General features: G+C 67.8%; 10 protein-coding genes. 2 read left to right on the forward strand and 8 right to left on the reverse strand.

The features are described 5' to 3' along the window. The first annotated feature begins 189 nt into the window (after positions 1–189). Complete coding sequence (locus LCM32_RS02715; RefSeq protein WP_224819512.1) at positions 190–780, forward strand: helix-turn-helix transcriptional regulator; 591 nt, start codon at positions 190–192, stop codon at positions 778–780. Positions 781–1,119: 339 nt separating this feature from the next. Further along, a complete protein-coding gene (locus tag LCM32_RS02720) occupies positions 1,120–2,070 on the forward strand; it encodes a LysR family transcriptional regulator (RefSeq protein ID WP_224819513.1) in 951 nt (316 codons plus the stop codon). On the opposite strand, the gene LCM32_RS02725 is transcribed toward LCM32_RS02720, so the two are convergent. From LCM32_RS02725 to LCM32_RS02760, 8 genes are all read right to left on the reverse strand, one after another. Continuing rightward, positions 2,064–3,008: an NAD(P)-dependent oxidoreductase gene (locus LCM32_RS02725; protein WP_224819514.1), complete on the reverse strand. Its 945-nt coding sequence runs from the start codon at positions 3,006–3,008 to the stop codon at positions 2,064–2,066. The genes LCM32_RS02720 and LCM32_RS02725 overlap by 7 nt on opposite strands. Continuing rightward, positions 3,005–4,660 (reverse strand): ABC transporter ATP-binding protein, encoded by a 1,656-nt coding sequence (locus tag LCM32_RS02730; RefSeq protein WP_224819515.1) that lies wholly within the window; start codon positions 4,658–4,660, stop codon positions 3,005–3,007. The genes LCM32_RS02725 and LCM32_RS02730 overlap by 4 nt, the downstream gene beginning before the upstream one ends. Before the next feature lie 3 nt (positions 4,661–4,663). Further along, positions 4,664–5,500, reverse strand: coding sequence for an ABC transporter permease (locus LCM32_RS02735; RefSeq protein WP_224819516.1), 837 nt, complete (start codon positions 5,498–5,500; stop codon positions 4,664–4,666). Continuing rightward, entirely contained in the window at positions 5,500–6,468 is a 969-nt protein-coding gene (locus LCM32_RS02740) for an ABC transporter permease (RefSeq protein ID WP_224819517.1), read from the reverse strand. The genes LCM32_RS02735 and LCM32_RS02740 overlap by 1 nt, the downstream gene beginning before the upstream one ends. Before the next feature lie 116 nt (positions 6,469–6,584). Further along, on the reverse strand, positions 6,585–8,147 hold the full coding sequence (locus LCM32_RS02745; RefSeq protein ID WP_318246166.1) for an ABC transporter substrate-binding protein: 1,563 nt from the start codon (positions 8,145–8,147) through the stop codon (positions 6,585–6,587). Positions 8,148–8,231: 84 nt separating this feature from the next. Further along, entirely contained in the window at positions 8,232–9,671 is a 1,440-nt protein-coding gene (locus LCM32_RS02750) for an amidase (RefSeq protein ID WP_224819518.1), read from the reverse strand. Positions 9,672–9,673: 2 nt separating this feature from the next. Then, a complete protein-coding gene (locus LCM32_RS02755; RefSeq protein WP_224819519.1) occupies positions 9,674–10,993 on the reverse strand; it encodes an aspartate aminotransferase family protein in 1,320 nt (439 codons plus the stop codon). Positions 10,994–11,550: 557 nt separating this feature from the next. Next, positions 11,551–12,234 (reverse strand): anti-sigma factor domain-containing protein, encoded by a 684-nt coding sequence (locus LCM32_RS02760; protein ID WP_224819520.1) that lies wholly within the window; start codon positions 12,232–12,234, stop codon positions 11,551–11,553. Between the last annotated feature and the right edge of the window lie 19 nt (positions 12,235–12,253).

The raw sequence follows: 12,253 nt of genomic DNA on the forward strand, positions 1-12,253 counted from the left end.
CTGGCCGTGCAGGGGACGCTGCGCGGCCAGTATGCGTTTCGGCGCAGCACCTTGCGATCCGGGAGCGCCTCAGCTAATTTTATCAAGTATCTGCTTTGAAAATATGGGGCAAGGATGTCGTCTCGGGAGACGGAAACGCAAAGGTGGTCGCCGCGTGCCCCGGCCGAGCGTCTGTTGATGACGCTCAAGATGCACAGCGCACAGACTTCGGCCGAGGTGGGCCGCCGACATGGCATCACCGGCGAGGCGGCGCGTCAGCAACTCCAGCGCCTGCTCGAGGACGGGCTCGTGACCGAGGAGCGCCGCGCCGCGGGCCGGGGGCGGCCCGCAGTCTACTGGCAGCTTAGCGACAAGGGGCAGGCGCGCTTCCCCGATACTCACGCGGCGCTGACGGTCGAGATCCTGAGCAGCATCTCGGAGGTGCTGGGGCCCGACGCGCTCGACCGGATCATCGCGGAGCGCGAGACGGCGACGCTGGCGCGCTACCAAACCGCCATGGCAGACTGTCCCGACACCCGCGCCCGGCTCGAGAAGCTGGCGGAACTGCGAAGCGCCGAAGGCTATATGGCCTCGGTCGAGGAGGGGGAGGACGGCAGCTTGCGGCTGGTCGAGAACCATTGCCCGATCTGCGCCGCAGCGAGCTTATGCCAGGGGTTCTGCCGGGCCGAGAAGGCGGTGTTCCAGTCCGCCCTCGGCACGGGGACCCGGATCGAGCGCGACGAACATATCGTCAGCGGCGGCCGCCGCTGCACCTATGTCATCCGGGAGGCTGCGGAGTGAGCATGGTCGCGCGTTCCCCCGTGCGGTAGGGGCGGGATCAGGCCGCCGCCCGCATCGATACACTGCGCTCGCCCTTCACGGCATCCAGCGCCACATGAACACGCGCCAGCGACGCGCTGACGCAGTCTCCTCCTTGTCCGTCATCAGGCACTTGGGGACCCGGAATGCTCTGACGGGCAGGAGGGTCTGACCCACTCAGGTCGAGCCGCGCTGCCTGCCGTCACGCCTCTGCCCTCACGCAGGCGGTACTGGCAGCGATCAGGCCGAATTGCTCCGGATTTGGTGACAGCGATCCCAAGTCACTTTAGGCTGACCGAAGCATAACCATCCAGCGCAGCCATGTCCCTCCTTCGCACCCCAAACCTGCACGCGCAGGACATCCGTCATCTTCAGGTCTTCGTGGCCGTCGCCTCTTCCGGGGGGATGACTGCGGCGCAACCGGCGCTGAACATGACCCTGTCGAGCATCTCGACCAGCATCTCGACCTTCGAGAAACGCTTCGGGATTACCGTCTGCCACCGGGGCCGCGGCGGGTTCGAACTGACCGACGAGGGGCGCATCGTCTATGACATCGCCCGCGACCTGCTGAACCGCGTCAGCTCCGCCGCGAGCGAGATCGCCCTGCTGGGCGGCGTGCTGAGCGGCGAGTTGACCATCGCCGGCCATGGCGGCGACTACACCCACCCGGAATACCTGATCCCCGAGGCGGTGGACCGCTTCCTGTCGCGCCCCGACAACAGCGTGGCGCTCCGGATGGAGATCGGCTCCCAGACCTTCATCATCCAGGGCGTGCTGCGGGGCGATATCGACGTGGGCATCGGCAGCTTCCCCCTCGCCCGCGAGGGGGTGCGCCGGACACCGCTCTACGAAGAGAAGGCCAGCCTCTACTGCGGCAGCCGCCATCCTCTCTTCGGGGCGCAGACGGCCGATATGCCGCCCGAGGCCTTCTCGGACTATGACTTCGTCCTGCGGACCGAAACCGCGCCGATCCGCGACGTGGTGCCTGGCATGCGGGTGCGGGCCGTGGCTCCGACGCAGGAGGCGCGGGCGATGTTCATCCTCTCGGGCCAGATCATCGGCTTCCTGCCGGACCACGTGGCCCATCGCTGGGTCGCCCGGGGCCAGATGAAGCGGATCGGCGGGGCCGAGATGCGCTATGCCAGCCAGATGGAGCTGATCACCAAGGAGGACAGTCGCCGCAACCCGGTGGTGGAGGCCTTCGTGGCGGATTATGCCGCCGCCGTGCTGACGGCGACGGGCCGGGCGCTGCAATCGGCGGGCGCTCAGTAGCCGAGGTCGGCGGAAAGATAGGGCGGCGTGCCGCCCGTGGCCACCGCGCTCAGCCCCTCTGCCAGCCGGGGCCAGAGCGCCTCTTCCAAATCCAACCCGGACCAAGCGACATGGGGCGTGACCAGCACCTTAGGATGCGCCAGCAACGGATGGCCCTTGGGCAGGGGCTCTGGCACGGTCACGTCGAGCGTGGCATAGGAAAGCGTCCCGGTCTCCAGCGCGCCGATCAGCGCCTCCTGGTCCAGCAACTCCCCCCGCGCGATATTCACGAGGTGCAGCCCGGGCCGGCAGGCCATCAGCCGGGCGCGGCTGAGCAGGCCCCGGGTCGCCGCCGTCAGGGGCGCGGCGAGGACGAGGTGATCGGCCCAGCCGGTCAGCGCCTCGATCTCGGTGACGAAGGAGACCCCCGCCTCGGGCGCGGCCTCCCGCCGCCGCAGCACGCGGATCTCCATGCCGAAGGCCCGCGCCCGCGCGGCGATCTGGCCGCCGATGGCGCCATATCCCACCAGCCCCAGACGCGTGCCCGTCAGCGTGCCCAGCCGGTGCTGCCCCTCGTCGCCCCGGCGCAGTGCCACCGCGTCCAGCGGCTTGGCCCGGCGCAGCAGCGCGGCGATGACGTAGTCCGCGATCTGATGTGCCGTCAGACCACGCCCGGTGGAGACCGGACAGGCCCGCAGCAGCCAGTCGGGATAGAAGTCGAGCCCGGCGGACATGACTTGTATCCACTTCAGCCCGGCAAAGGCGGCGGGCGCTGCCTCCGGCGCCCTGGCCCAGGCGGGATTGCCCCGGGTGACCAGCACCTCCGTGCCCTCGGGCAGCTCCCACGGCGCTTCCGGCTCGGTCCGGGTGATGACGCGAGGGTGCGCGGGATGCGCCTCCAGCCGGGCGCCGGTGGCGGCGCTCAGCTGGTTGCAGACGAGAAGCCCCGCCGTGCTCATGCCGCTTGCCCAGCGAGGTCACGGGCCCGCCCGGGGATCGCCTCGATAAGCGAGCGGGTATAGGCCTGCTCCGGGGCGCTGAAGATCTGGTGTGCCGGGCCGATTTCGATGCAGGCGCCCTGTTGCATCACCATCACCCGGTCGCAGATCTGCGCCGCGACCCGCAGGTCGTGGGTGATGAAGATCAGCGACAGCCCGAGGTCACGCTTGATCTCGTCCAGCAGCTCCAGCACCTGCGCCTGAATGGACACGTCGAGCGCCGAGACCGCCTCGTCCGCCACGATCACCTCCGGCTCCAGCGCGAGCGCCCGGGCAATGCCGATCCGCTGCCGCTGTCCGCCCGAAAACTCGTGGGGGTAGCGGGTGGCGGCGGCGGCGTTGAGCCCCACCCGTTCCAGCAGGGCACGCGCCCGGTCCATGGCCTCCGCCCGGCTCATCCCGAAGGCGATCGGCCCGTCGGCAATGGTGCGCCCCACGGTGATCCGGGGGTTCAACGAGGAGAAGGGATCCTGAAAGATCATCTGCACCCGCCTGTGGAGCTGGCGCAGGTCCTCGCCCTTGAGGTCGAGGATTTCCCGCCCCTCCATGGTCACGCTGCCCGCATCCGCCGGTTGCAGCCGCACGAGGCAGCGCCCGAGGGACGACTTGCCCGAGCCGCTTTCGCCCACGATCCCCAATGTCTCGCCTTTGCCGAGGGTGAAGGACACGTCGCGCACCGCATCGACCCGGCGCACGGGGCGGAAGAGACCCCCGCCCGAGACGTAGGTGCGGCGGATGTCGCGGACCTCCAGCAGCGGGGCGAAGTCGGGCATCGCGCGCGGCGCCAGTGTCAGCCGCGGGATCGCCGCCAGCAGGCGCTGCGTATAGTCGTGCTGCGGCGCGTCCAGCACCGCGCGGGCCGGGCCCTGTTCGACGATCTGGCCGCATTGCATGACGACGACGTCATCGGCGATCTCGGCCACGACGCCGAAGTCGTGGGTGATGAACATCACCGCCATGCCGCGTTCGACCTGCAGCTTGCGGATCAGCGCGAGGATCTGGGCCTGCGTGGTGACATCGAGCGCGGTGGTCGGCTCATCCGCGATCAGCACCTCCGGCTCCAGCGCGAGCGCCATGGCGATGACCACGCGCTGCCGTTGCCCGCCGGAGAGCTGGAACGGATAGGCCCGCGCGGCCCGCTTGGGATCGGGCAACCCGACCTCGGTCAGCAGCTCCACCGCGCGGGCCTGCCGCTCGGCGGGCGTCAGCAGGCCATGGGCCTCGAAGACCTCGGCGATCTGGTCCGCCACCCGCATCAGCGGGTTCAGCGCCGACATCGGCTCCTGGAAGATCATGCCGATCCGGCGGCCCCGGATGTCGCGCATCTTCTCTTCGCTGAAGGCGAGGAGGTTTTCATCGCCCAGCAGGATGCGGCCCTTCACGGCGCGCACCCCCTCGGGCAGCAGGCCCATCATGGCGTTGGCGGACATGGATTTGCCCGAACCACTCTCGCCCACGACGCAGAGGATGCGGCCCGCGTACATGTCGATGGAGGTGTGATCCACGGCATAGGGGCGGTCCGCCCCCTCGGGCAGCGCAACGGACAGGCCCTCGATGCGGACGATGGGGATGGCGGCCGAGGGGGCGGCGGGCGTATCGGTGTGATGGGTCATGGCTCAGCCCCTCTTGCGCAGGCGCGGGTTCAGGGCGTCATTCAGCCCCTCGCCGATCAGGTTGAAGGCCAGCACCGTCAGCAGGATGGCGAGGCCCGGGAAGAAGCTGATCCACCACGCCTGCCGGATCACGGTCCGCCCGGCGCCGACCATGTAGCCCCAGCTCATGATCTCGGGATCGCCGAGGCCCATGAACGAGAGCGCGCTTTCGGTCAGGATGGCGGTGGCGATCATCATCGAGGACATGACGACGACCGGCGACAGCGTGTTGGGCATGATCTGGCGCAGGATGATCGTCGTGGAGGATTGCCCGGACAGCTGCGCCGCCTCGATGAACTCACGCGATTTCAGCGCCAGCACCTCGCCGCGCAGCAGGCGCGCGACCGGCGGCCAGCTGACCAGCGCGATGGCGGTGATGATCGAGGTCAGCGAGGGTTGCAGGATCGCCACCAGCACCACAGCGAAGGCGAAGGTGGGGATCACCTGGAAGAACTCGGTCACCCGCATCAGGATGTCGTCCACCCAGCCGCCGAAATAGCCCGCGCAGGCCCCCAGCGGAATGCCGATGGCCAGCGACACAAGGGTCGAGATCAGCCCGATCAGCAGCGAGATATAGGCGCCATGCGCGAGGCCGGAGGCCACGTTGCGCCCCAGCGTGTCGGTGCCCATCAGGTAGCCTTCGGTGGTGAAGGGTTCGAGGAAGGGGCGCTGCGCGATGGCCCAGGGGCTCTGCGGGTAGAGCATGGGCGAGAAGATCGCCAGCAGCAGGGTGACGACCAGCAGAAGCGCACCGATCACGGCGCCGCGGTTGCCGGCGAAGCGTTTGAGGAAATCGAGCATCAGGTCGTCCGGATACGGGGGTCCACCAGCCGGTAGGCAAGGTCGGTGACCAGGTTGAACATCAGGACCATCGCGGCGGAGACCACGAAGACCCCCAGCAGCACGTTGTAATCCCGTTGGGCGAGCGCCTCGAACATCAGCCGCCCGATGCCGGGCCAGGCAAAGACCGTCTCGATCAGCACGGCCCCACCGACGAGTTGCCCCGCCTGCAGACCCGCCAGCGTCACCACCGGGAGGATCGCGTTGCGCAGCACATGGCGGCGCTGGATCAGCGCGGGGCGCAGGCCCTTGGCGCGGGCCGTGCGGACGTAGTCATGCTTGTTCACCTCCAGCATCGAGGCGCGGGTCATGCGCACGTAGACCGCCATCAGGAACAGCCCCAGCGTGAAGGCAGGCATCACGAGGTGCGCCGCGATGTCGAGGACCCGTTCCATCCCGGTATAGCCCGAGCGGATCGTCTCGAAGCCATAGCCCGGCAGCCAGTCCAGCTTGACCGAGAAGAGCAGCACGGCCATCAGCGCGAACCAGAAGAGCGGCGTGGCGTAGAACAGCAGAGCGATGGTCGAGATCAGCGTATCGGCGGGCTTACCCTGCCGCGACGCCGCGATGGTGCCTGCCAGCACGCCGAGGCCCAGCGAGATCACGAAGGCGCTGAGCGACAGCAGAAGCGTCGCGGGCAGCCGCTGCAGGATCAGGTCCAGTACCGGCAGGTTCTGGCGGTAGGAATAGCCAAGGTCGAGCTGCGCGACGGAGCTGACATAGCTCCAGAGCTGGACATACAGCGGCCGGTCGAGGCCGAACTGCGCTCGCAGCTGCGCGATGAATTCGGGATCGGCCTCGCCGGCTTCACCGGCCATGACCATGGCCGGGTCGCCCGGGGCAAGGTGGATCAGGAGGAAGTTCAGCACCGTGATGCAGAGCAGCACGACGGCTGCCTTCCCCACACGGGTCAGGAGGAAGCCGAGCATGGTCAGGCCTTTCGGTCGGTCGATCTGTCGGAAGGTCGGGCGGGCTGAAGGGGGGAGGGATCGGCCCCGGCCCGCGCGGAAGGGCGGTCAGGCGCGGAGCCTGACCGCCGATGGGTTTACTGCTCTTTCCAGGTGTCGCGCAGCGAATTGCCCGCGCCGTTGGCCGTGGTGATCAGGTTGTGCACCCCGCAGTCGTAGACGGTGGGGAAGCTCAGCTCCTGCAGCCAGGCGATCGGCACGTCTTCCTGCAGGATCTGCTGCACCTCGGTGTAGAGCGCCTGCCGCTCCTCGGTGCTCACCGCGACGGCGGCCTTGGCAAAGAGCTCGTCCACCTTGGGGTTGGAATAGCCCTCGACGTTGTTGAACGGGTTGCCCTTGGCGATCTGGCTGGAAATGTAGTTCCGCGCCACGCCCAGTTCCGGGTCGCCGTTCTGCGCCACGAAGGTGAAGGCGAGGTCATAGTCCCACTGCGAGGTCTTCTGGTTCCAGCCCGCCACGTCGGTGGCCTCGGTCTGGAGGGTGATGCCGACCTGTGCGAGGTTCTGGCGGACCACCTCGGCCCAGCGTTGCCAGGTCTCGCCGTAGGGCAGAGGCAGCATCCGCAGCGGCGTGCCGTCATAGCCGATCTCGGCCAGCAGTTCCTTGGCCTTCTCGGGGTTGTGCTCGTAGAGCGGGCCGGTCTCGTCGAAGAAGGGCGTGGTCGAGGCGATGGGCCCCTTTGCAACCCTGCCGAAGCCGTTCCAGACCACCTGCAGCGCCAGCTCGCGGTCTAGCGCATACATGATCGCCTGCCGCATTTTGGGATTGTCGAGCGGCGCGTTGCGGTTGTTCAGCCACATCCACGCCATGGGCGAGGAATACTGCCAGCCGCCCTCGTCGACGCAGGTGCCTTCGTTCTTCTGCAGGCGGACGATGTCGAAGTTCTCGATCGTCCCGCCGGGCAGCACGTCCAGGTCGCCGGTCTCGTAGGCATTGGCGCGCGAGGCGGCGTCCGGGATGATGTGGTAGATCACCTCGTCGAGGTAGGGACGGCCCTCCATCCAGTAGTCCTCGTTCTTCACGAGGCCGATGTAGGCGCCACGCTGCCATTCATCCAGCTTGAACGGGCCGGTGCCGATCGGGGTGGCATTGGCCTCGTTGGCGCGGAAATCCGTGCCCTCGTAGATATGCGCGGGCACGATGGGCGCGGTCTTGTAGGCGAAGATCCGGATGAAGGGGCCAAAGGCCTGTTTCAGCGTGAAGACCACGGTCAGCTCGTCGGGCGCCTCGACCGAGGCGACGCGGTTCATGATGTTGCGGTGACGCGGCTGGGTCTCGGTCAGGAACTCGGTGAAGGTGAAGACAACGTCATGGGCCGTCATCGGTTCGCCGTCATGCCATTTTACGCCCTCCTGCAGGTGGAAGGTGTAGGTCAGCCCGTCCTCGGAAATCTCCCAGCTCTTGGCGAGCGAGGGTTCCGGCGTCAGGTCCTGATCATAGCGCAGCAGGCCCTCGTAGATGCCGCCCGACACAAGGTTGGTGGCGGCGTTGGTGGTGATGCCCAACATCAGTCCCGAGGGTTCGGGCTGCACGAGCAGGTTGAGGCGTCCCCCGGCGACGGGGTCTTGGGCAAAGGCGGGCAGTGCCGCGCAGACGGTCCCCAGGAGGGCCGCGGAAAGCGTCTTCTTGAACATGGTCATTCCCTGTTGATGTGTTTTCTTGTTGTTCCGGACCGCCGCCGGGAGGGGGCGGCGGCCCGCGTCGTGTCGTGTCCCGGGTCCGCCTCAGCAGATCCCGGGCAGCCTGTCCCGCCACGGGCGGGCAATCTCGAGCTGTCGGGCGAGGCGCAGCAGCAGGCCGTCCTGCCCCTGCGCGGCAAAGAAGTGACTGCCGAGCGGCAGGCCGCTGCGGCTCCAGCCGAGGGGCACGGACATGCCGGGCGCCCCCATGTGGTTCATCAGCGGCGTGTAGCTGAAGTAATCGCGCTGCCGGATGTGCACGGTTTCGGGGTCGTCGGTCTCGGCGTTGAGCCAGCCAAGGCGCGGCGGCGCCCCTGCGGCCATGGGCGAGAGCAGCACTTCGAGGCCCTGCGCCTCCTGCCACTGTGCCACCTGCCCGCAGGTGACCTGCAGCCGGTTCAGGTTGGCGAGGTAATCGGGTGCGGTGACGGCGCGGGATTTCTCCCACAGCAGCTGCACGTAGCGGCCCGCATCTGCAATCGCCCCGGGCACGCCGCGGCGCTGGTCGATGCGGTGGATGGCGGTGCCGATGCTGACGGCCCAGTGCAGCCAGATCCGCTCCAGCGTGGCGGCATGGTCGATGGGCAGTTCCACCTCGACGACATGATGGCCCAGCTCCTCGCAGAGCGCGGCGGTCTCCTCGACGGCGGCGATCACTTCCGGGTCGGGCTCAATCTCGGCCAAGGGTCGGCGGATCAGGCCGATCTTCAGCCCCTTCGGCGCCTCTTCCAGCTGTGCCAGCAGGCTGACGCCCTGGTTCACCGCCGGGTAGAGTGCGCCCGTCATCGGGGCCGAGACCGCATCCAGCATCGCGGCGTTGTCGCGCACGGAGATCGAGGTGAAACCCGAGGTCGTCGTGCCGCCGGGGCTTTCCAGCGGGTCCGGCCCCATGGGCACGAGGCCCCGGCTCGGCTTCAGCCCGAAGACCCCGCAGAAGCCCGCCGGCACCCGGATCGAGCCCGCGCCGTCGCCGGCATGGCCCGCCAGCACCATGCGCGCGGCCACCGCGGCGGAGGCCCCGCCGGACGACCCGCCCGAGGAATGGTCGGGGTTCCACGGGTTGCGGGTGGCGCCATAGCGGGCGGTATCGGTCTCGAACATCGAGCCGAATTCGGCACTGGAGGAGCGCGCGAGGATCGTCATGCCCGCGGCCTTCATCCGGGCCACCAGCGGGGCGTCGGCCGCCGCCACGTTGCCCTTCATCACGTTGGAACCCTGGGTCATCTCCTGCCCCTTGATCGGGGTCTGGGCGTCCTTCACCATCACCGGCACACCGGCGAAGGGACCGTCCGGCAGCGGGCCATCGGCCTCGGCCATCGCCGCCTCGAAGAAGCGGATCGGAACGGCATTGAGCGTCTCGTCCAGCGTCTCGACCCGGCGGATCGTCTCTTCCAGCAGCTCCCGGCGCGAGATCGAACTGCTGCGCAGCATCTCGGCCAGATGCAGGCAGTCGTCGGCCCCGAAGAGGATGGTCGTGTCGGTCATGGTCAGAAGGCCTTCTTCTTGCAGATGTCGTCGAAGACGGAGAGGAAATACGCGATCTCCTCCGGTCCGTGCGCGACGGAAAGGGAGCGGCGGCCATTGGGCATCACGAAGATGCCGTTGGTCAGCAAAGCACGGTCCAGCGCGCGGGCGCGCTCGAGGTCCATGCCAAGGTTGTCCTCGTAGGTCGTGGGCTCATGATCGCCGAAGGTGACATGCCAGAAGCTCGCCTCGCCGCCCACCACGGCGGCGATACCGTTCTGATCGAGGATCGCTTGCATCTCGTGACGCAGCGCGGCGCCCTTCTCCGCCAGCCCCTCGTAGAGACCCGGCGTGCACAGCCGCTCAACCGTGGCGAGCCCGGCGGTGCAGGCCAGCACGTTGGCATTGAAGGTGCCCGAGGTCGCCACGGCGGTGCCCGCTTCACGGCTCCGCGCATCGGCCATGTCCATGATCTCCGCAGGCCCCACCACCGCGCCGAGTGGCAGGCCACCCCCGATGATCTTGCCATAGGCCGCGATGTCGGGCGTCACGTTCCAGAGCGCCTGCGCGCCGCCCAGCGACAGCCGGAACCCGGTCACCACCTCGTCGAAGACCAGCAGCACGCCGTATTGATCGCAGAGCGCGCGCAGCCCGGTCAGGAAGGCGGGATCGGGTTTCAGCCAGCGTTGCAGCGGGTCGATCAGGACGCAGGCGATCCGATCGCCCTCCAGCCGCAGCAGCGTTTCCACCCGGGCCAGATCGTCGCGCGCCACGGCGAAGACATTGCCGAGGCCCGCCGGGTCGATCCCGCCTGCATCGGCCTGCCCGGCGTTGCGCCCCTGCGGCGAGGACATGCCGACCAGAGCCACGTCGTTGGTCCCGTGATAGGCGCCGGTGAACTTCAGCACCCCCGGCCGCCCGGTCTTGGCCCGCGCCAGGCGCACCGCCTGCTGCACCGCATCGCTGCCGGTGGAGGTATAGATCAGCTTCTCGGCCACCGGGATCGTCTCGACCAGCTTGGCGGCAAAGCGCAGCGCGGGTTCGTGGAGGATCTGGTAATAATGGGTGCCGCGCCCGACCTGTTCGGCCACGGCGGCGGCCACATGGGCATCGCCATGGCCGAGGATCAGCGCGCTGCCGCCCATGACGAAGTCCAGCAGCTTTTCGCCCTCGGAGGTGTGCAGCCACGGCCCCTCGGCACGGTGGATCATCGCCGGGTAGAGCGTGCGCAGCGTGGCGTCGCTCGGGCCGATCCCGCCGCCGGGAAAGAGAGCCGCGGCCTCGGCCACGAAGTCAGGCTGCGGGGCGTCCGTCAGGGGGGCGGTCTGGGTCGTGAGGGTCATTGTCTACTCGGGCTATGCTGCGTTAGGCCCAGTAGAGCGCGGGATGTTGCTTCAACAAAGTCAATATATCGAAAGCTTACTTTCCGAAAATGAGAAGTAACGGGCGCGATTATCTGAGGCGTCGATCCCAACGGTTTAGGCAGGCGGCCAACGGCCTCCCTGGGCGCAATGCCACAGACGTACGCACCCGGTGCGGACTATTTGCTTGCTGCAGACTCTTTGGGGAGCAGGTCACACCCCACCACGGTATGCGGCAAGACTCAGCCCTTAGCTGCCGGGCGAGACAGGCGCAGCTAAGGGTTGCGTCCCAGACTTTAGCGGAACTTACAGCCCGGTTGCTGCATGGCGATCTGGTCGAGAGTAAAGGGCGGGAAGCGGGCATTCGCTGCGTTGCGGACGGTTGTCGGCGATACCGAAGCAGCTGACTTTCGGTCTACGGACCATATCGCGGAACATAGTACGCCCGGCGTGATTTTAGCGACCAGGGGCTAGATGACAGATGAACCAGTCTCGATCACTAGTGGCAAAGCTCGGTCAGACACCGATCAACGCCAGGTTCAAATGACTGGATCGTTCGCCCTGCCGACACCCAGGATCGGACCTGTTGGAAGGTTCGTGGGCGAGCCGCCTGCAGGTTCCAGCGTTATCTCGTAGAGCTGCCGAGCGGTCGGGGCGGTGAGCCCGCGGATGGTCAGTGTCTCCGAGGTTCCGTCGGCGAGCAACCCCAGAGAGACTGGCGGGCCTGCGTCGTCGGGCTTTGTCCAGACCTGCATGACCTGGCCACTTGGAACGGCAGGCTGCTCCAGCAGGGTGATGCGGGTGGTGTTGTCCGGTGCGCTCTCCACCAAAGCGACGGCGCCGCCGCTTGCATCCAGAAGGACCGTTACCACCAGTGGCGGCGTGGGCGTCAACAGGGACCATCCCGCGAGGAAGGCCAGCAGCACCGTTGCCGCAACAGCGCCGTAGGTCGCCCGGCGCCAGCGCGCAAGGCGGGCCCGCACATCGTCAAGCTCCACGATCTCCGCCGGTGCGGCGGGACCGTCGGGGACGTCGAGCCGGTCGGTGAGGCGGTTCCAGAAACCCTCAGGCAGGGGCTGTGGCGCTGCTGTGTCATCAAGCGGCGCAAAGCGCAGGCGGGCGCGCTCCAGCAGGGCTGCGACAGCTGGGTCTTCGGCTGCCATTCGGTCCAGCTTCGCGCAGTCCGCGTCAGAGGCCAGGCCCAGAACGACCTCGTCGATCATTACTTCAAGAGAATACTCT

The sequence above is a fragment of the Pseudooceanicola nanhaiensis genome (assembly GCF_020171315.1).
Lineage (GTDB): Bacteria > Pseudomonadota > Alphaproteobacteria > Rhodobacterales > Rhodobacteraceae > Pseudooceanicola > Pseudooceanicola nanhaiensis_A.

Excerpts from the sequence above, each read along its gene's own strand:
- LCM32_RS02715 (WP_224819512.1), top strand. The coding sequence starts at position 190 with ATGCACAGCGCACAGACTTCGGCCGAGGTGGGCCGCCGACATGGCATC.
- LCM32_RS02720 (WP_224819513.1), top strand. The coding sequence starts at position 1,120 with ATGTCCCTCCTTCGCACCCCAAACCTGCACGCGCAGGACATCCGTCAT.
- LCM32_RS02725 (WP_224819514.1), bottom strand. The coding sequence starts at position 3,008 with ATGAGCACGGCGGGGCTTCTCGTCTGCAACCAGCTGAGCGCCGCCACC.
- LCM32_RS02730 (WP_224819515.1), bottom strand. The coding sequence starts at position 4,660 with ATGACCCATCACACCGATACGCCCGCCGCCCCCTCGGCCGCCATCCCC.
- LCM32_RS02735 (WP_224819516.1), bottom strand. The coding sequence starts at position 5,500 with ATGCTCGATTTCCTCAAACGCTTCGCCGGCAACCGCGGCGCCGTGATC.
- LCM32_RS02740 (WP_224819517.1), bottom strand. The coding sequence starts at position 6,468 with ATGCTCGGCTTCCTCCTGACCCGTGTGGGGAAGGCAGCCGTCGTGCTG.
- LCM32_RS02745 (WP_318246166.1), bottom strand. The coding sequence starts at position 8,147 with ATGACCATGTTCAAGAAGACGCTTTCCGCGGCCCTCCTGGGGACCGTC.
- LCM32_RS02750 (WP_224819518.1), bottom strand. The coding sequence starts at position 9,671 with ATGACCGACACGACCATCCTCTTCGGGGCCGACGACTGCCTGCATCTG.
- LCM32_RS02755 (WP_224819519.1), bottom strand. The coding sequence starts at position 10,993 with ATGACCCTCACGACCCAGACCGCCCCCCTGACGGACGCCCCGCAGCCT.
- LCM32_RS02760 (WP_224819520.1), bottom strand. The coding sequence starts at position 12,234 with ATGATCGACGAGGTCGTTCTGGGCCTGGCCTCTGACGCGGACTGCGCG.